This is a genomic window from Rothia sp. P7208 (genome assembly GCF_048512915.1).
Classification (GTDB): domain Bacteria; phylum Actinomycetota; class Actinomycetes; order Actinomycetales; family Micrococcaceae; genus Rothia.
On the sequence record NZ_JBLXXW010000001.1, the window covers coordinates 559,114 to 577,242 of the forward strand.

The 18,129-nt window shown below is 48.5% G+C and carries 16 protein-coding genes; 6 read left to right on the forward strand and 10 right to left on the reverse strand.

Features of this window, described 5'->3' with window-relative positions:
- Nucleotides 1-106: 106 nt before the first annotated feature.
- Nucleotides 107-1,411, forward strand: a complete 1,305-nt coding sequence (locus ACN084_RS02635; RefSeq protein WP_419105799.1) for a D-arabinono-1,4-lactone oxidase — start codon at nt 107-109, stop codon at nt 1,409-1,411.
- A gap of 68 nt (nt 1,412-1,479) precedes the next feature.
- Here ACN084_RS02635 and ACN084_RS02640 read toward each other — a convergent pair whose 3' ends face one another.
- The 6 genes from ACN084_RS02640 to ACN084_RS02665 form a co-directional block, all read right to left on the reverse strand.
- Nucleotides 1,480-2,880 carry an FAD-dependent oxidoreductase gene (locus ACN084_RS02640; protein ID WP_419101162.1) on the reverse strand — a complete coding sequence of 467 codons (1,401 nt, stop codon included), beginning with the start codon at nt 2,878-2,880 and terminating at the stop codon, nt 1,480-1,482.
- A gap of 165 nt (nt 2,881-3,045) precedes the next feature.
- A complete protein-coding gene (locus ACN084_RS02645) occupies nt 3,046-3,684 on the reverse strand; it encodes an ABC transporter ATP-binding protein (protein ID WP_419105800.1) in 639 nt (212 codons plus the stop codon).
- On the reverse strand, nt 3,684-5,246 hold the full coding sequence (locus ACN084_RS02650; protein ID WP_419105801.1) for a hypothetical protein: 1,563 nt from the start codon (nt 5,244-5,246) through the stop codon (nt 3,684-3,686). The genes ACN084_RS02645 and ACN084_RS02650 overlap by 1 nt, the downstream gene beginning before the upstream one ends.
- A gap of 20 nt (nt 5,247-5,266) precedes the next feature.
- Nucleotides 5,267-5,641, reverse strand: a complete 375-nt coding sequence (locus ACN084_RS02655) for a hypothetical protein (protein ID WP_419105802.1) — start codon at nt 5,639-5,641, stop codon at nt 5,267-5,269.
- A gap of 204 nt (nt 5,642-5,845) precedes the next feature.
- On the reverse strand, nt 5,846-7,237 hold the full coding sequence (gene uhpT / locus ACN084_RS02660; RefSeq protein WP_419101166.1) for a hexose-6-phosphate:phosphate antiporter: 1,392 nt from the start codon (nt 7,235-7,237) through the stop codon (nt 5,846-5,848).
- 141 nt (nt 7,238-7,378) lie between these two features.
- Nucleotides 7,379-7,717: a DUF2218 domain-containing protein gene (locus ACN084_RS02665; RefSeq protein WP_419101167.1), complete on the reverse strand. Its 339-nt coding sequence runs from the start codon at nt 7,715-7,717 to the stop codon at nt 7,379-7,381.
- 341 nt (nt 7,718-8,058) lie between these two features.
- Between ACN084_RS02665 and ACN084_RS02670 the strand changes: the two genes are divergently transcribed.
- The gene (locus ACN084_RS02670) at nt 8,059-9,531 is read left to right on the forward strand and encodes an NCS2 family permease (RefSeq protein ID WP_419101168.1); all 1,473 of its coding nucleotides are present in this window, start codon (nt 8,059-8,061) and stop codon (nt 9,529-9,531) included.
- Between the two features lie 75 nt (nt 9,532-9,606).
- Here the strand turns inward: ACN084_RS02670 and ACN084_RS02675 are convergent, their stop codons facing one another.
- Nucleotides 9,607-10,794, reverse strand: a complete 1,188-nt coding sequence (locus ACN084_RS02675) for a polysaccharide pyruvyl transferase family protein (protein WP_419105803.1) — start codon at nt 10,792-10,794, stop codon at nt 9,607-9,609.
- 147 nt (nt 10,795-10,941) lie between these two features.
- On the opposite strand from ACN084_RS02675, the gene ACN084_RS02680 reads away from it, so the two are divergent.
- Complete coding sequence (locus tag ACN084_RS02680) at nt 10,942-11,196, forward strand: hypothetical protein (RefSeq protein ID WP_419105804.1); 255 nt, start codon at nt 10,942-10,944, stop codon at nt 11,194-11,196.
- Between the two features lie 87 nt (nt 11,197-11,283).
- Here ACN084_RS02680 and ACN084_RS02685 read toward each other — a convergent pair whose 3' ends face one another.
- Nucleotides 11,284-12,165 carry a spermidine synthase gene (locus ACN084_RS02685; protein WP_419105805.1) on the reverse strand — a complete coding sequence of 294 codons (882 nt, stop codon included), beginning with the start codon at nt 12,163-12,165 and terminating at the stop codon, nt 11,284-11,286.
- A 65-nt stretch (nt 12,166-12,230) separates the two neighbouring features.
- Here ACN084_RS02685 and ACN084_RS02690 point away from each other — a divergent pair, with 65 nt between their 5' ends.
- Complete coding sequence (locus ACN084_RS02690; protein WP_419105806.1) at nt 12,231-12,824, forward strand: GNAT family N-acetyltransferase; 594 nt, start codon at nt 12,231-12,233, stop codon at nt 12,822-12,824.
- 28 nt (nt 12,825-12,852) lie between these two features.
- Here ACN084_RS02690 and ACN084_RS02695 read toward each other — a convergent pair whose 3' ends face one another.
- Nucleotides 12,853-13,848 carry a hypothetical protein gene (locus ACN084_RS02695; protein WP_419105807.1) on the reverse strand — a complete coding sequence of 332 codons (996 nt, stop codon included), beginning with the start codon at nt 13,846-13,848 and terminating at the stop codon, nt 12,853-12,855.
- A gap of 336 nt (nt 13,849-14,184) precedes the next feature.
- Nucleotides 14,185-14,496 (reverse strand): thiamine-binding protein, encoded by a 312-nt coding sequence (locus tag ACN084_RS02700; protein WP_419101174.1) that lies wholly within the window; start codon nt 14,494-14,496, stop codon nt 14,185-14,187.
- Nucleotides 14,497-14,712: 216 nt separating this feature from the next.
- Between ACN084_RS02700 and pta the strand changes: the two genes are divergently transcribed.
- Together pta and ACN084_RS02710 are read left to right on the forward strand one after the other, a co-directional pair.
- Entirely contained in the window at nt 14,713-16,824 is a 2,112-nt protein-coding gene (pta, locus tag ACN084_RS02705; RefSeq protein ID WP_419105808.1) for a phosphate acetyltransferase, read from the forward strand.
- 116 nt (nt 16,825-16,940) lie between these two features.
- Nucleotides 16,941-18,080 (forward strand): acetate/propionate family kinase, encoded by a 1,140-nt coding sequence (locus tag ACN084_RS02710; protein WP_419105809.1) that lies wholly within the window; start codon nt 16,941-16,943, stop codon nt 18,078-18,080.
- Nucleotides 18,081-18,129: the final 49 nt, after the last annotated feature.

Here is an 18,129-nt window from a genome sequence, read left to right on the forward strand (position 1 = left end):
CTCCATAAAAGACGGTTTAAAACCAGGTTTCCCCGTTCCTACCCCGAAGCGAAGCAACATCAATGAGAGAATAGACAGGGATACTTTATCCACCTTGGGAGGAACAATGCGTCAACATCGCTGGAACACACAAAAACAGGAACACCGCATCATGGCGCCCCGAAATATTCAAGAAATACAAAAAACCATTAAAAATGCTGGCGAACACCAACAAACCATCACCGTGTTCGATACAGGATACGACTCCAAAAACATTACAGAATCTGAAACCCGCATACTCTCACTCAATCAGCTTAGCGGTCTCACCGCTATCAACCCGCAACGACAACAAGCTACATTCCTCGCCGGAACAACTCTTAGCCAAGCATCAAAAATTCTGGCAGAACACGGATTCACCTTCACCAACATGGGAAGGACGGGGGAACAAACGCTCGCCGAAGCAATCTCCACAGGCATGCACGGAACAGGTAACACCTACGGCATCTTCGCCACACAATTGCAAGAACTTACACTTATCACAGCTCAAGGAGACATCCTCACATGCTCCCCGCATAAGAACAATGACATCTTCACCGCAGCACAACTCGGGCTAGGGGCCCTCGGTATCATCTTCTCGCTTACGTTCCGTATCGAACCGCTCTTTCGACTCCACGCAGCAGAACGAAAACGCGCTTACGAAGACATCATCCACCATTTCGCAGAACGTTCATCAAACGCAGACCATTACGAAATAACATGGTTCATAGGCTCTTCACAAGTTAGAACTCGACGACTTACCCGATTGCCTCTACTCACCGATGGGTACATGAACCCTTCCGCCGTATTAAGCAAAGCCCGACGACACCTCGGCGACAACACGCTCAATAACGGAGCGTTCCACCTTATGAGCTATCTCGGGTATAAACAGCCCGCAACAAAAGCAGCCCTCAACAATATCTCAAGCTGGGGCAAAGGCAACAGACGTTACGCAGATTTAGCACCACAGGTCTACACACAAAAGCGCACAGTCCGCCGCCACACCATGGAATACGCTTTCGAAGTACACCAACTTGCAAGCATTATGGAAGACATCCGTGCTGCCTACCGTGATAGCAAAGAACACCTCAGCTATCCACTTCTGGTTCGTACAGCAGCCGCAGATAACATTGCACTATCACCGGCATACCAACAAGACACCGTCTTCATCTGCGCACGTGAATACTGGAAAACACCACCACAGCAAGCGTTCAATACACTAGAGACGATTTTCAAAGCGTATGGCGGGCGAGTGCATTGGGGACACTATCACACCAATAGTGCAGAAGAACTTCAGGGACTCTATCCACGTTTTGAGTGGTTCTGCACTCTCCGAAAAGAGCTAGACCCTCAGGGGATATTTCTTAACGCTCAGCTACGCCGTTTACTTACCTAGTGTTGAAAGAACTTAACAGTTTGGGCCTACCATGAGAATTCTCATGGTAGGCCCAAACTTTAGAAGTCTTAGAGTGAACGTGAAATACGAATCATCTCTTCACGGTCGGTCACTTTTACGCGAGCGCGTGGCTCACCGGAGGCGTCCTGCGCGGCAGCACCAAGTGCGCGTTCGTGTTCGTCTAGCTTATGCCAGCCTTCCCACGTGGTGTATTCGATGCCTTTAGAGTCGAGATATGCGCTGAAGGTCTCGGCGCATGGCTCAGTAGCAGTGTAGAGGTTCTCACGGTCAGATAGTAGGTGGGTGATGGTCTCTAATGCGTCTGATTTAGTTGAACCGATCAGTCCGACGGGGCCTCGTTTAATCCACCCTGTTGCGTATAGCCCGGGAACAGGTGTCCCTTCGTTATCAACGACGCGGCCTTCAACGTTGGTGATGACACCGCGTACGGGGTCGAAGCCAACCTCAGGAAGTTCTGAACCGAAGTAGCCGATAGCACGGTAAACCGCTTGCATGGGGTATTCAACGAATTCTCCGGTGCCTTTGATACCACCGTTGCCGTCGAGTTCGTTACGTTCCATCTTTAGGGCGGTTACTTTGCCGTCCTCACCAAGGATTTCTGCTGGAGATTGCAAGAAGTGTAGGTGTAGTCGGCGGGATGCGGTTTGTGGTTCTTCTTTTTGTTTCTCAAGCCAGCCGTTGAGGGTTTTCATCATGACTTTAACTTGAGAGTTGGTTTCCATCGCTTCTTGTGATGCTTCGTCGAATTGGAAGTCTTCTTCGTAGAGGACGATGTCTACGTCACGGGAGTGTGCTAGTTCTCGCAGTTCTAGCGGGGTGAATTTAATCTGTGCTGGTCCACGGCGTCCGAAGACGTGTACGTCGGTAACTGGTGAAGATTTTAGTCCTTCGTAGACGTGGTCAGGAATTTCAGTGACGAGTAGATCATCTGCGTGTTTGGAAAGTACACGGGCGACGTCTAGCGCTACGTTGCCGTTGCCGAGTACTGCGATTTCGCGGGCGTTAAGTGGCCATTCGCGAGGGTAGTCGGGGTGTGCGTCGTACCAGGAGACGAAGTCTGACGCGCCGTAGGAGCCGTCGAGTTCTACACCGGGGATGTCAAGGTTTGCGTCTTTGATAGCGCCGGTTGCGAAGATGATGGCGTCGTAGTGTTCGCGGAGGTCTTCGAGGGAGAGGTCTTTGCCGTATTCTACGTTGCCGAAGAAGCGGATGTCACCGCGGTCAAGGACTTTATGTAGTGCGGTGATGATTCCTTTGATACGGGGGTGGTCGGGTGCTACACCGTAGCGGATGAGGCCGAAGGGTGCAGGGTAGCGGTCGAAGATGTCGATGGATACTTCAAGTTCACCGTTTTTGACTTCTTTTGATTTGGTAAGGATATCTGCCGCGTAGATGCCAGCAGGTCCAGAGCCGATGACGGCAACGCGCAGGGGGCGTGCTTCAGACACAGTTTTTCCTTTCGGTGCCAGTTCCCTGATGTGGTGGGGCTGGCTGGATGATTTACACACTTGGGCATTAGTTTACCTATCAGATGCCTCTGTGTGGACTCTCTTGTGTGCTGAACCTCTAAAAACTTAGGTTTACTTAACTTTTCTTTCAGGGGTGTTGCGGTTTTATGCGCTGTGGTTTGCGTTCAGAGAGCGTATATCTTTTTCTAGCCAGGTGTTGGGTAGAAGGTGTTGGTGTGTATGGGTTATGAGAATGATTGAGCGTCCTGCTAAGCGTTCTGTTTCGAGGATATCGATCATGAGGGGCACGGAGTCTATGTCGATAGTGGAGAATGGTTCGTCGAGCAATAACAGTGGTGCTTGGTGTACGGCGATGGTGGCTACGAACCATACTTTTTGTGCTTGTCCGCTTGAGATTTGTGCGCATAGTTGGTCGGTAATGTCCTCTGGCACGAGTTTTTGTAGAAGATCTAGTGCTGCGGCAGGGTCTGTGCCGTAGGCGGCACAGTAGAACTCTAGTTGTTCGCGGACGGTGAGGAGTCTAAAGAGTGCTGGTTGTGTGCTCATATGCCAGCGGGTACGTCGCCCCTCTATGCTGTGGGGTGGGTGTCCTGCTAGGGTGATTTCTCCGCCAGTGGGTTGTAGTGCTCCGGCTATGAGATTTAGGAGGGTGCTTTTTCCGGCGCCGTTGGGTCCGTTGAGTGTTATTGCCTGATGGGTGTCGAGGCTGAGGTTGATGTCTTCGAGTATGGGTTGGGTGGGTGTAAACCCAAAATGTAGGTGAGTGGTGGTTAATAGAGCCATTAGAGTGTTTTTCTGGGGATTCGGGCGGTCAGGGTGAATAGTGTTGTGAGGCAGATGCTGATGAGGGGTAGAACGTAGAGGGGCGTATTTTGGTGAAGGAGTGCATAGGCGATGAGCGCAAATATGCCGGCTATAACAGAGATGAGGGTGGAGGCGATGGGGTTTTGGCGGATACGCCCGTTAGATTGTGAGGGTAGACGACCAGGGAACAGGCAGTCTGCCCAGAGAGTGAGAGCCGGCGCGATGAGTGTTCCAGTCAGCCATGCGATCAGGAGTGAAGAGGCTGAGACTGACGATATGAGCAAGAGTAGTGGTAAAGATAATAGGCTCAATGGTGCACATACTAAGGTGGTTGAGCAGACTATTGCGCTTGCTACGCCGCGTTCCCCGAGCAGTGATGCTGTTAGGTGAGGAAGTAGTGGGCGATACGCGTTTACCGAGCAGATTCTGTGTGCTACACCGGTAGATAGTAGGGGTGCTCCCATGGCTATGCCCCATGCGGCTTCAGCAGGTAAGAAGGGCTCTATCACGGTGTTATTGACCAGCATGCCGGTGCAGAAAGCTGCTGAAAAATATGTGATGCGGGCAGAGATGAGAAATTCTCCAGATTCTCCGTCTGTTGCATCTCGGGTGATGGTCAGTGGCAGGGCAATGAGTCTTCTCCACGCATTTTGAGGCAATGGTATGCGCCATGTTGTGTAGGTGGGGGCAGAATCTATGGGTGCGTTATTCCAGAAGATTTTGTGTCGTAGACGGATTAACGCTGCTGCTGATACGCCTAAAAGGATGAGGGTCAGGCTGAGGAGTGTTATTGTTCCTTGCTCGGAGAGGAGGAAAGCAAAACATTTTTGTATAGCCTCACGGAAGCTGTTTTCTCCCATCATGATAGGCAGTAGAATCCCTGCAAAGATGCTTCCGGCACCGTACAAGAGAAAAGACCAAAGAAGTACTCGTAGCGTGGTCATTGACGTTCTGCCTGTTGCTAGTAGGCACAGTGCAGTGCCTCGAAAGAGTCCTCCAGAGATGCTAAGTAATACCCCTGTCAGTAGCGGTTTAAGGATGATGTGTGCTGGTATTTCCCAGTTACAGATTGCAATGATGGAGTATGAGCACAAGGCAATGACCATCAGTAGCGTTTCGAATGTTAGGGGAAGAATGAGCCGTGCTGTGAATAGTTGCCCTCGGGTGAAACCGGCGTGCGTAAGGATGGTGGCGTCAGCTGGAGCATTGATTTCGCGTGCAGTGCGACCCGATATTTTTAGGAGGTGATGAGTCAAGCAGTAAATTCCACCGAGAGAAAGTAGTGATGGGACGAGGCGCTGCGATTCGCCAATATAGGCAAATATTGTGGGGGCAGCGATCACAAAGAACGTCAGGAATAGCCCCAGTAACATGCTGATGAGCAGGCAAGCTAAGCCAAGGAGGAAGTAAGCGTTGCGGGTGAGACGAAATTCTGGTGCAACAGCTCGTACATCTAATAGTTTGCTAGTTTTGATAAGAAGTATAACGTGGTGAATCCACCGGTCTCGTTGTTGCGTTCTCGGCGTAGCGTTGTTGCTCATAGGAATGTTCTTGGGCTTATTTAAAATGACTGATTAGTGCGAGAGCGTTGCCTGAACTCGATAATTCCAATGAGGCAAAAGGCAAGCAACCAGAGAATTGAGAACACCATAGAGATGGTGTTCTCTGCCCGGCGGGCAAAAGCCGTTGTAAGCATAGAGACAGCTCCGCCAAGCAGCAGGGAGACTGCTAGGGGAATGTTTGGTCCGAGTTTTAGTGTCTCTGTGAAGACATAGATGATACTCAGAAGTATGGCGAGAGCGAACCACGTATAGGTGAGGAAAGCCCAAAAGAGCTGAGCTGATTCTAGAACATTAATGAGGGGGTTTAAGAGCATGATCAACCCTACAATTACGGCAAGGGCAATGAGAATTATTCCACGAACACGGCTAGTCATCGGCTTATTCCTATGGAGACACAACGGCATATTACGTATTCATAATATTTATTTTTTAGTGTTAGGGTGCTCAACTCGCTCTGCATTCTAAAAAATAGCAAGGATAAAATGTATCCTCGGCAGGTTTCCCGGGATAGCAAAAGCGGTGTTGTTGTGATGAGATTTCATCACAACAACACCGCTTTTTATCAGAGATAAGCCTGTTTATTGCTCAACTTTTTGTAAACGACGAATCTTGCGTTCTTCACCATAAGCAACGATGCCCAGAAGGATAATCCCGATAGCCAATGCAGCATAGAATACGGTGAACACAGAGTCCCAGCCGTGTAGCACATGACCAAAAACAGTAAGGCCAGAACGTTCAGGATCAGCGATGGCAGCCAGACCAACTTTTGCCATCGAGTCCCCTAGAAGATATGCGAAAGTACCGCTCATGCCGTTTGCTACGCTCACTGCACGTTTAGGGACGAAGCCCACCAAGGAAACACCAATCAGTAACTGTGGACCAAAGATGAGCGCACCTAAACAGAAGAGGGCAATGTTAACTTCTGTAACACTATGCGCATTCTTATAGAGTCCGACGGCGAAGAAAATGAGAAAGAGGCAACCAACAGAGACCAGAGCACGACGTCCTTTGAGTAAGTCGGAAATATAGCCCCACGACATACTTGCGACAAGGGCACCAATCTCAAAGAAGAAAATCGTGTTTACCGCGTCTGAAGTGCTAAAGTGCAATTCTTCACTGACGTAGAGCGGCGCCCAGTTATCAATGCCAATACGCACGATGTACACGAAAATATTTGAAGTACATAGAATCCAAATCCACGGGTTTTTGAGAACATAGGTGGTGAAAATCTGCCATTTAGTCAAAGACTCAGACTGGGTATTTTCTTCTTCAATAGGTTCATCAAAAATTTCTTCTGAACGGTTCCAACCAAGCTCTTCGGGGTCGTCTTTGCCGATGAAAAGACCTGCGATACCAATAGCGAGACCAATCAGCGCAGGAAAAATAAACATACCAACAACGTGACCGTTGAAAAAGACGTTAGCTCCCCATAGGGCAAGACCACCAGCAATAGCGCCACCAATATTATGTGAAGCATTCCAGAAACCAAGGTAACGTCCTCGTTTTTCACGCGGTGTCCACCGTGAAATAGTCGAGTATGAGGCAGGACCACCAGCAGACTGGAAGACACCATTGAGCCCCCATAGCACCACAAAGATACCGATGACAGAACCGAAGGCACTCAGCAACAACCCCATGACCAGAACCATCAGGGAAGCAGAGACGAGTAGGGCAGAAACAATACGTTTAGAATTTCTGCCATCTACAAAATAGCCGACAAGGGTTTTCCCTAAACCGTAGGTGATAGAGAACGCTAGACCAATATAGCCCAATTCGAGGGTGCTTAGCCCATATTCTTCTTTAAGGAGCGGTTGAGCGGCTTTAAAGTTGTTGCGAATCAGGTACATTGACATGTACACCAAGAACACAACGAAGAAGGCTTTAAGGAATTCTCGGAGCCAGAGTTTGCGTTGTTCGCTGGTAGATAGGCCAGACGGTGGGGCTTTGCGGATTGCGAAGAAATCCAGCATAGTGTTCCTCCTAAATGATACAAATATCGTTCGAGTGAACGGTATTCAATGATTTAGGATTTATTAAATACGATATTTCGTCAAAACACCTTGTCAAATGAACTTTTGTTCACATCTCTGACAAGACATTACGACATATTCTCAGTTATTAAATTGAGCAGTAAGTCCTTCGCGTTCTCCAAATCGCTCAAGATGACGTACAAGAATACCTTTGACACGTTCTAAGCGCTCTTCATCTTCTGCATACGCCCATAGAACCAGTTTCGTTTCTCCAGCGATATCTGTCACGAGAACATCACCATAACCACTAAAAATACCTTCTCGGTTAAAAGTGATTCGATGGCCATCAACTATTTCTTCACAAGGGACTTTATGGCACATATGCGATATCAGCTGTTTTGCGTATCGTGCAGGACGAGAAGTCTCAACAACAGCTTGGACAGAATATGCCATCTCTGCAATAGTAGGATATACACTCACGAGGGTGTCCTTCAGGGTACGTCATCAATCAACTAACGGTTTTTCTTCTCGTCTACACTAACAGTCTGGCAACGCCGAAAGTAACCCTGGATTTGCTGTGAATTCTATAGCTTTGTTCCAAGTAATCCTCTGGTGAAGCGCCCTTTGAAAATATTACTGCATTTTTGTTAAGGTTTTTCTCGAAAATTACGGCAGGTTTTACCACACATATAGCATCTCAAGACGTATTATTATCAGGTAATTATCAGCGTTGACATTGCGTATTTGCGCATCGTTAACGCTTTCTTCATTTTTGGGGCTTTTAATCCCCATTCACACGAGAGTAACTACGGATTCAACGAATGTCTTCTGAGAACACCGCGGCTCACGCATCCGCATCGGCACCCACCCCTACTAATGGGTTAGACCGTTTCTTCAAAATTACCGAGCGAGGCTCTACCTTCGGAACAGAAATTCGAGGTGGTTTCGCAACCTTCTTCGCCATGAGCTACATCGTGGTACTTAATCCCCTCATTATTGGCACTGGAGCAGATTCTGCAGGTAATGTCCTCGGACCAGAGAAGGTAGCAGCTGTTACGTCTCTCATTGCTGGCATCATGACCATTGTCATGGGCATTTGGGCGCGCCAGCCCTTTGCCATGGCAGCAGGATTAGGCGTTAATGCACTCCTTGCCTCTACTATTGCAACCACCCCGAACCTTACATGGCCCCAAATTATGGGGCTTGTTGTTTGGGCGGGTATTATCATGCTTTTGCTGGTGCTTACTGGTTTCCGGACTGCTGTTTTTAACGCGGTACCGCAAAGCCTTAAAACGGCTATTGTTGTTGGTATCGGTATATTTATTGCTTTTATCGGATTAGTTGAAGCAGGTATTGTACGCCGTATGCCAGACGCAGCAGGAACAACTGTTCCTGTCTCTTTCGGTGTTGGCGGTCATCTTATGGGCTGGCCAACTGTCGTATTCCTTTTCGGATTGTTCCTTACTATTGCACTTTTTATTCGCAATGTTCGTGGAGCAATTCTGATTTCGGTAGTTGCATCAACAGCGTTATCTATTTTCCTTGAGACTATTGCGCCTTCCGGCTCTTCTCTTGATTCCCCCACCGGCTGGTCTTTGATGGTTCCAAGTGTTCCACCTCATTGGTTTAGCTTGCCAGATCTTTCTCTCATCGGTTCGGCTGACCTTTTTGGTGCGTTCCGTTCACTCAGCGGTGCTGCGGCATCTTTGCTTGTATTCTCTATCTTGCTGGCAGTTTTCTTTGATGCAATGGGGACTTCTGTTGGTCTTGCTGCTGAGAATGGCACTCTCAGCAAAGATGGAAAGATTGAAGGAATCAATCAGGTTCTTCTCGTTGATGCGTTGGGTTCTGTTGTAGGTGGTGGTGCTTCGAGCTCCTCTCACCAGATTTATGTTGAATCAGCAACAGGTATCGGCGACGGTGCTCGTACTGGTTTTGCCAACCTCATCACCGGTGCGATGTTCTTACTTGCGATCTTTATTTCTCCACTAGTTAATATTGTTCCCTTTGAAGCTGTTGCCCCAGCATTGGTTGTTGTTGGTTTCTTGATGGTCCGCCAAGCTGTTCATATTGATTGGGCAGACTGGGGTCTTGGTATTCCAGCATTTTTGACGATTATTATGATGCCTTTCACCTATTCCATCGCCGATGGTATTGGTGCCGGATTCATTTGCTACGTCTTCATTCGTCTGGTTCAGGGACGCACTCGTGATATTCACCCGCTTATGTATGCAGTTGCTGGTGCTTTTGTCCTCTACTTCAGCATGGGCGTCATTGAAGGTGTACTCCACTAGTTATTAGAACTGCTCTTCATACACAATGGGGGCTCGATAGCATACCGCTATCGAGCCCCCATTGTTCTTTATGAGTTATCCAACGCTATATAGTGTGCAAGCTTGTTGATATTTAGTGTGGACGTGTCGAGTCATATCTTCGGGCGCAGTGAAGTCGCTCCAGTTGTAGAGTTCTTGGGAATCTGCGCCAGAAAGTTTCCAGTGGCTTCCTAGTTCTAGGAGGGATTGGTGTTTGACGTCATAATAGTCGGGTTTTCCGCTCAGTGCGATTCCGCGGGCGCCGGCGAGAGATGCCATGAGGTGGTGGTGGAATCGGCTGGTTATCCAGAGTTGTTCTGGTGAGAAAGTGAAGTCTTCGTCCCAGAATTGTTGGAAGGAGATGAATCCGTGGGGGTTAACAATGTCTTGTAGTGCTTCGTATCCGGTGTAGTCGGCGCCGGGGATTGCTTCGACGTAGTGGATGTTGTCGCGGGGTATGTCGAGTTTTTTGACTTGTGCGCGGACGAAGTTGAGCATTCGTTGGTGTTGTCCGTCTTCTACGGCGTCGTTTTGGACGCAGAGGTAGAGCTGCGTGTTCTCTGGTGAGAATTCTGCGGTGTTTTGGGTGAGGGTGTTGGGGTTGATGAGGTAGGCGTCGTCGAGTCCGCGGGTAATGCCTAGGGCGTAGGAGCTGGGGGTATCTCGTACGCTGATGTGTGAGAATCCGGTGAAGTTTTCGGTGATGCGTGGCATGAGTCCTTGTCCGGTGGCGATGAGTCGCGCTCCGGTTTCTTGGGCTGTTGCTTGCATGGTTTCGATGATGAGGGCGTTGGATGGCCAGACACTGTTGATGAATCCGCCGCCGAGGAGGTGTATGGTTCCGGCTCTGCGTAGTTGGAGTAGTCCTGCGTCGAAGCGTGGTGAGCCGAGTGTTTTGATGAGTTCGCTGGGGTGGCGGTTGAGGTTGTGTTCGTATTCGAAGATGGCGCGGAATACAGTGTTGACAATGTGGAGTTTGGGGTGGATGTTTTTGAAGAGGGCGCTGGCTGTTCCGGGTTCGCGAACGTCGAGCCAGATTTCGGTGTTGGGTTTGTGTTCTGCAAAGAATTCGAGCCATCTGCGGGTGATGAGTTCGTCGCCATAGTTGGGGTAGCCTGCCATGGAGATGAGGTAGATGGGGGCTTCTTCTGGTTGGTGTGTGGTGGCGGTGTTTTCGTGGCGGTGTTCTTCGGTGGTGTTTTTTGGTGTGGAGAACCCGGGGATTTGTTGCAGAATTTTTTTCACGGTACTACCTTACTCGTCTTTGTTTGTGCCGGTAAATAGCCGGAAGGTTTCTTATGGTAGTGGATGTTGGCACCAGAAGAAAATACTAAGTAGGTTGACTAAAAGCCTCGTGTAATGTTAGTTTAGTTACATCTCAAGGAGGTTTTTATGTCTCGGAAAACAGTAGAAAGACTCCCCCGAAACCTTGCGATTGTTTCTTTTATGGTTGCAATCGCTGTGGCGATTATGGTGACTGGGCACTCTGGCATGGAGTTACAGAGTATGGCCGCTATCCTCAAAACAACATTTTTCATTCTTGTTGTCTGCGGTATTTTTTCTGCAGTTGTTTACACTTTTGCCTATTTCAGATTTCATTCTCGTATGCCTTGGACAAAAGGGCACAACACCCATCAGCTTTTTTAAAGTTGACTAAAAGTTTTATAGCGACATATCAGACAGAGGGTGCTCACCAGCTAACTGGTGAGCACCCTCTGTCTTCCTCGTATAAAACTAGTTTTCCGTCACCGGCTTATCGTGGCGAGGGGCTGCACCTTGTGCAAATTTTCGTACCCAGCGGTCATCTTTATATTGTGCTGGTACGGCACCACCGAGGAGTCTCTTGGTCAGTTGGGTGGCAAGATATTCGCCGTCTAATGGCAGTGGAGAGTGAGCACCAGCAATAATGATGTTGCCTCGTCTGCGGCCTTTGAGCATGGCAGGGTCAGCGATAATGCAGGTATATTCAAAGACTTCTGCGATAGCGGCAGCTTCTGCTTTTGCTCCTAAGAGTTCTGGATAGTCACCACAGTTAATAATGTATAGACCTTTGTGAGATAGGGATTCTGAGGCGATGCGCGTGAATTCTAGTGTGGTGAGCGGTTCGGGGGTGATGTATCCGGCAAAAACATCACGAATGATGATGTCACGCGATTGGGCGGTAAATGTTTCTGTCACAGCTCGCGCTTCGCCTACTCGTATTTTAAGCTGTGGTGCTTGCGGTAGTGAGAACCACTGGCGCACGTATTCTGCGAGTTTTGCGTCAAGTTCTACCACCGTATTGCGTGATTTTGGGTAAACGTCCACAAAGTAGCGTGCCATGGAGCACGCCCCTCCGCCGAGGTGTGTTAAACGCAATTTTTCGGTGTCTAGGGTACTTTCTGCATAGGTTTCGACGGCGGCAGCTATCCATCGCATATATTCAAAGTCCAGTGCTCTGGGATCGTCTAAGACGATATGTGATGATTCCATACCGTTGATTTCAAGGACCCATCCACCGGGAGTGTAGTCATCTTCAATGAGTTCCGCTACCCCTGTAGAGATGGGGTATTTTCCTTCGACAAGCGTGCTTTGGTCTGTTGCGGTGTTCTTTGTTTTTCTTCTGCGTCTAGCCACAGGTTTAAGGGTACAGTGTTGAGGGTATCTATCAGCAATCTACCCATGAGATAAGGACGATGTTCGTGGAAATCATTCACCGTCAGTATAGGCTTATTCCTGCCACTGTTGAAGATGCAGATGTGTATGTTGATTTACAGTTAAAGTGTTTAGCCCAAACTTATGCTGGTTATGGGGATGACGGCTTTATGCAGCGTCAGTATGATTCTCGTGATGAGCTAGTTGAGGAATTTTTGGACAATGTTTCTTCTGCTCAGTCGCGCGCTTTTCTTGCGTACGATACTTCTGCAGATTTTTCACATCCAGTAGGTTTTGGGTTATCTCGTTTGGGTCCATTGCCGTGGGAGAGTGAACTTGATTTTGCACAGGTTCCTGCTGGTTCTCGTGAGTTAGTTCAGTTATATACTCTTGAGCAGGCTCAGGGGCACGGGCTGGGTCAGGCACTTTTGGATGCTGTTCTCATATCGGGTGAACCAGCGTATCTGCACATTGTCGAAGGTAACGCGAAGGCACAACGCTTCTATGAGAAGAATGGTTTTAGCCATGAGGGGTTTTCTTTGACTTGTTTGGGGTCCTGGCATAACCCCGAGGGGCAGAGTATGCGCGTAGGACGTATGTTTCGAGGGATAGACATAACAGAGAATCACACTTCTGTTTAAGGCATCTCGAGCCCTTAGAATAGCGAGGTTATTTTTTCTTTTTACCGCAGCAGACAATATCGTCCAAAGCACAGCACAAAATTGCTGCCACGGGAAAAACAATCCATGCTTCTGTCCATCGTTTTCCTACAAATCCCCAGAGTAAGAAAATAATGATGACGATACCCCAGTATGCTTTCCTTAAAAGGTGCAGTAAGGGCGTAGGGCGTGTTGTGTCATCTCCCCAATCTTGAGATAGTACGCAGATAGTGTCGGCGGCTCTTGTTGCCCAGGAGCAGAATATGATGATCCATACGCCCGCAGCAACCATACAAAGTAACAGGGCAAGCCCCGCGGCGGATACTCGATGATTATCCGTTAAGAGAGCAGGAGCGATGACGCCGATGGGTGAGGTTGCGATAAGTAGTACACCGGCAATTTTGAGGGTGCGCGTATGTTTTTTCTGTTCTTGTTCTTGTTCATGCGCCCATTGTTTGACGGTTGGGTCTGCCATGAAACCGTATTCTTCGACCATGCTAAAGGGGCTCATGTATTTTTTGACCCGATGGAGCAAGAAGCGGCCTATTACGATACAGAGGATAAGCCCTAACGTTGCAAGGGGTATTGATACGGTATGGTGTTCTCCGCAGATTGAGACGCAGAGCAGGAAGAAAGCTAATCCGAGGATAAAGAAGATGGTTCCTGTTGCTCTTTGGGCGGAGCTTTCTTTGAGTGCCCGAGAATATTTTTGGGCGCATTCTTGGGTGACGAGGGAGTACATGGGTTGAGCAATTCCGTAAAAGCTTTTGCCCGTTCTATAAGAGATGATTTCTTCTGCGATGTTGAGTTCATCGGCTAGAGCTTCTAAGGAGCTGTGCTCTGCTATGACGATGTTTTGTGCTTCGCTGGGTGTTTTACCGTGTTTGATGAGTGTTTTTAGGCGTTTTTTCATGCGTAGTCGGAGTCGTTTTTTGGCATGTTTAAACGCTGGGGTTGGTGGGTATTCGGAAAATAGTGTTGAGAGGTAAGAGTCAATATTTTTCATAGGAGGGGGCTTCTATTAGTGTGGGGTTGCGCATATGGGGGAAGATGGCGCAGGCCCTGGGGTGTTCTTCTACGGTTTGTGCGTTATGAAGACACTTCAAATAGGCGAAAAAATATACAGAATAAAATTAAAAACATTTAAAAACATTGGTTTAACTTGGGGAAACTATTCCTACTGTATATAGAAAATAAAAAATCTACAACATATGTTGCATATTTAAGCACTTATGTCGTTTTAGTAAAATTTTCACCTCATGCCACACCCACAAAAAAGCGGCCTATCGTTCGTCAAGAACAATAGACCGCTCACACGTGGCAACAAAGCCACCCAAAATAGTTAACTCTCCTGAGACAACGCCTTATTCAAACGCTCCACTTTACCGGTTATTTCACCGCTATCATGCCCCGGGCGAATATCAGCTTTAACAACCAAAGACACTCGAGGAGCAACAGCAGAAACAGCCTCCGTCGCACGCTTAATAACATCCATGCATTCATCCCACTCACCCTCAATAATGGTGAACATCGCATTCGTCTCATTCGGCAAACCAGACTCATTCACAATCTTCACAGCCTGAGCAACAGCAGTATGGACAGAACCATCTTCATAGGCACCACCAGTGGGTGCAACAGAAAAAGCAAATAACATATTTTCACCCTACGACACATCACACACACACTCAATACCACGTGTCAAAGCATCGTCATAAAAATAGAACATTCTCATGAGTTACCCCACAGAGGGAACTAATCTACCCCACCACCCGCCTATTAAGGCATAAAATTCAAATGAACTATCGACACAAAAGAGTGCCGTGACATCCGCCCCACCATCGGGACGTACAAGAGATAGTAGAAACGAGACATGACAACCGGTATCTACCTTTCAGCAATGAACCCGCTTTCTGGCAAGTCCTTGGTGAGCTTAGGTCTAGCAGACTCCCTCATCAAACGTGCAGATCGAGTCGGCTACTTCCGCCCTGTCTTCAATGGACAAACCGAAGCCCAAGACCCAATGCTCAACCTCATGCGGCAAAACTTTGGGCTTACCAGCCTACAAGCCCGCGGAGGAGTGTCCCTCGAACGTTGCCGTGAGCTTCTCGCTCAAGGCAACCACGAAGAAATGTCCTCTATTGCAGTATCTGTCTACGCAGAAATGGCCTCAGAATGTGATGTCATCATCGTCGATGGTACTGACCTCATGGCTCACAACGCAGTCACCGTCGAATTCGACCTCAACGTGCAGTTCGCTCGCGACCTTGGGCTACCCGTTATCGCAATAGTTGGTGCACAAGAATCCTCTGTACAAGACATCGTCAACGCCGTAGATGTTGCGCGCACCGAACTAACCAACGCCAAAGTCGACATTTTGGGCATTATGGTCAACCGTTGCAAACCAGAATTACGCGAGGAAATTCTCAAGAGCGTCAAACGCGGCCCCTCAAAACGCCCTGTCTACGTTCTTCCAGAAATTCCTGAGCTTGCCCTGCCTTCCATCTCCGAAATGGTAGCAGCGCTGGAACTATCCGCTGAAGGAGTCGACGAAGAGCACCTCAACCGCGATATTCACGACGTCAAAATTGCGGCAATGACCGTCGCAAACTTCCTTGACCAGTTCACTGACGGAGACTTCGTCATTGTCCCAGGTGACCGCACTGATGTTGTTGTCGCATCACTTGCTTCAGCGCTTTCGCCCACATTCCCAGCACCTGCTGGTATGCTCCTCACCGGCGGATTCTCTGAGGTTAAGAATGACACTGTCATTAGCTCCCTGATGAGTAATGCACCATTCCCGGTCTTTGAAACCACCATGGACACCTTCCAATCAGGACGTGCCGTATCGCGCGTCGAAGGCTCACTCTCTAACGGACAGCCTCGTAAAATTGCTGCAGCACTCGGTGAATGGTCCCGCTCTGTAGACCCTGATGAGTTGCTTGAACGTCTCGAGTTAGAGCGTCCTGCATCCATGACTCCGCTACGCTTCTTGCATAACCTCATTGAAAAAGCACGCCAAAGCCGTCGCACTATTGTCTTACCCGAAGGCCATGATGTACGTATCCTCCGTGCCTCTGAGATTATTGCTCGCCGTGACTTCTGCAACCTCGTTCTGATTGGTAATCCCGCAAAAATCTCTGAGATTTGTCAGGCTGAGGGCATTAACCTTCCTCTCGCCGGAGAAGATAAGAACGGCATCCGCATTATAGACCTCAACGATAATGAATACACCGAAGATTTTGCACAAGAATATGCTCAGCTTCGCGCACATAAAGGTATGACAGTTGAAGCAGCTCGCGGACGTATGCAACAAGATGCTTCCTACTTCGGCACCATGCTCGTCTACAAGGGCATTGTTGACGGTATGGTCTCTGGTGCTGTTAACACCACCGCAAACACTATTCGCCCATCATTAGAGTTTGTGAAGACTCGCCCCGGCGTAAAAATTGTTTCCTCCGTATTCCTCATGCTCATGGAAGACCGCGTCTTGGTTTTCGGTGACTGTGCTGTGAACCCCAACCCTAACGCAGAGCAGCTTGCTGATATTGCTACCGCATCTGCTGAGACTGCCCGCCAGTTCGGCGTGACACCGAAAGTTGCGATGCTCTCTTACTCCACCGGAACATCCGGTTCTGGTGCAGATGTTGAGGTCGTACGTGAGGCAACCGAAATCGTCAAGGGAAACAACCCTGACTTTGAGGTTGAAGGGCCCATCCAGTTCGATGCAGCATCTAATATGTCTATCGCTTCTTCAAAGATGCCAGACTCTAAAGTTGCTGGCCAAGCAACAGTGTTCGTATTCCCCGATTTGAACACCGGTAACAACACCTACAAGGCTGTACAGCAAACTTCTGGTGCCGTTGCTGTTGGTCCGGTACTTCAGGGGCTACGTAAACCTGTCAACGACCTCTCTCGTGGTTGCACCGTTGATGACATCATCAACACCGTTGCTATCACCGCAATTCAGGCTCAAACTCTCTAAAAGGTCAACGGTGGATCTGCTCAAAATAGCAGGCTTCCCGTTAAAGCGTTAGGGTTGTGCAACAGCATATGCTGTTGCACAACCCCCTTAGATTCTCTATAGAAAAGGAAAATATTTTGCTTATTCTCGTTGTGAACTGCGGTTCATCATCCGTCAAGTATCAAGCACGTGACACCTCTTTGCCAGAAGCTGAGCAGGTTCTCGCTAAGGGACTCATCGAAAACATTGGCACTAAAATCCCAAGCCATACAGAGGCTCTTGCCATCATGGCAGAAGATCTCAAGGAACCTCTCCACGGTCGTGAAATCCAAGCAATTGGACATCGTGTTGTTCAAGGCGGAGATGTTTTCACAGAACCGGTACTTATCGATGACGAAGTTCTTCAAAAGATTGATGATTTATCCCCGCTAGCGCCTCTGCACAATCCTGCACACGTATTGGGTATTAAAGCAGCGACTGAAACATACCCTGGTGTTCCTCAGGTGGCAGTCTTTGATAATGCGTTCCACTCCACCATGCCAGAACATGTGTATCGTTACGCTGTTCCAGAAGAGTTCTACGAAAAATATGGCGTTCGTCGTTACGGTTTCCACGGCACCAGCCACGATTACGTTACTGGTATCGCCGCAGAATTCCTTGGTATTGAGCGTGAAAAGTTTAATGCTGTTGTTGCTCACCTCGGTAACGGTGCATCCACTACTGCTGTTGCTAACGGTAAGTGCCTAGATACTTCTATGGGCTATACCCCTCTTGCTGGCTTGGTGATGGGCACTCGTAGCGGTGATATCGATCCTTCTGTTCTTACCTCCTTGATGATGCGTAATCCAGAGCTTACTGCTGAGCGTATGGACCAGATTCTCAATAAAGAATCTGGCTTATTAGCGATTGCCGGAGATAATGATATGCGCGCAGTTGTTAATGCGATGAAGGACGGCAATGAACGAGCAAAACTTGCTTTGGATATGACAACCTACCGTCTAGCTAAATACATTGGCGGTTACCATGTAGCTATTGGAGGTATGCAAGCTCTTATTTTCACTGCAGGTATCGGCGAAAACTCTTCTGAGTTCCGTGCGCTCACTATCGAACGATTGGGTGCTCTGGGTATCACTCTTGACCCTGAGGCAAATCTTGTTCGCGGTGATGATCCACGTATTATCTCCACGGAAGATTCTGCTATTCCTGTTCTTGTTATTCCAACCAATGAAGAGTTGGCTATTGCTCAGGCAACCGAAGTCATTGTAGCTTCAGCATAATTATTTTTCGGTTCTAGCTACTCTGCGGGGCGTACCCTCATCTCAATGA

Excerpts from the sequence above, each read along its gene's own strand:
- ACN084_RS02670 (WP_419101168.1), top strand. The coding sequence starts at position 8,059 with ATGTCTTCTGAGAACACCGCGGCTCACGCATCCGCATCGGCACCCACC.
- ACN084_RS02680 (WP_419105804.1), top strand. The coding sequence starts at position 10,942 with ATGTCTCGGAAAACAGTAGAAAGACTCCCCCGAAACCTTGCGATTGTT.
- uhpT (WP_419101166.1), bottom strand. The coding sequence starts at position 7,237 with ATGCTGGATTTCTTCGCAATCCGCAAAGCCCCACCGTCTGGCCTATCT.
- ACN084_RS02635 (WP_419105799.1), top strand. The coding sequence starts at position 107 with ATGCGTCAACATCGCTGGAACACACAAAAACAGGAACACCGCATCATG.
- ACN084_RS02700 (WP_419101174.1), bottom strand. The coding sequence starts at position 14,496 with ATGTTATTTGCTTTTTCTGTTGCACCCACTGGTGGTGCCTATGAAGAT.
- pta (WP_419105808.1), top strand. The coding sequence starts at position 14,713 with ATGACAACCGGTATCTACCTTTCAGCAATGAACCCGCTTTCTGGCAAG.
- ACN084_RS02655 (WP_419105802.1), bottom strand. The coding sequence starts at position 5,641 with ATGACTAGCCGTGTTCGTGGAATAATTCTCATTGCCCTTGCCGTAATT.
- ACN084_RS02695 (WP_419105807.1), bottom strand. The coding sequence starts at position 13,848 with ATGAAAAATATTGACTCTTACCTCTCAACACTATTTTCCGAATACCCA.
- ACN084_RS02650 (WP_419105801.1), bottom strand. The coding sequence starts at position 5,246 with ATGAGCAACAACGCTACGCCGAGAACGCAACAACGAGACCGGTGGATT.
- ACN084_RS02645 (WP_419105800.1), bottom strand. The coding sequence starts at position 3,684 with ATGGCTCTATTAACCACCACTCACCTACATTTTGGGTTTACACCCACC.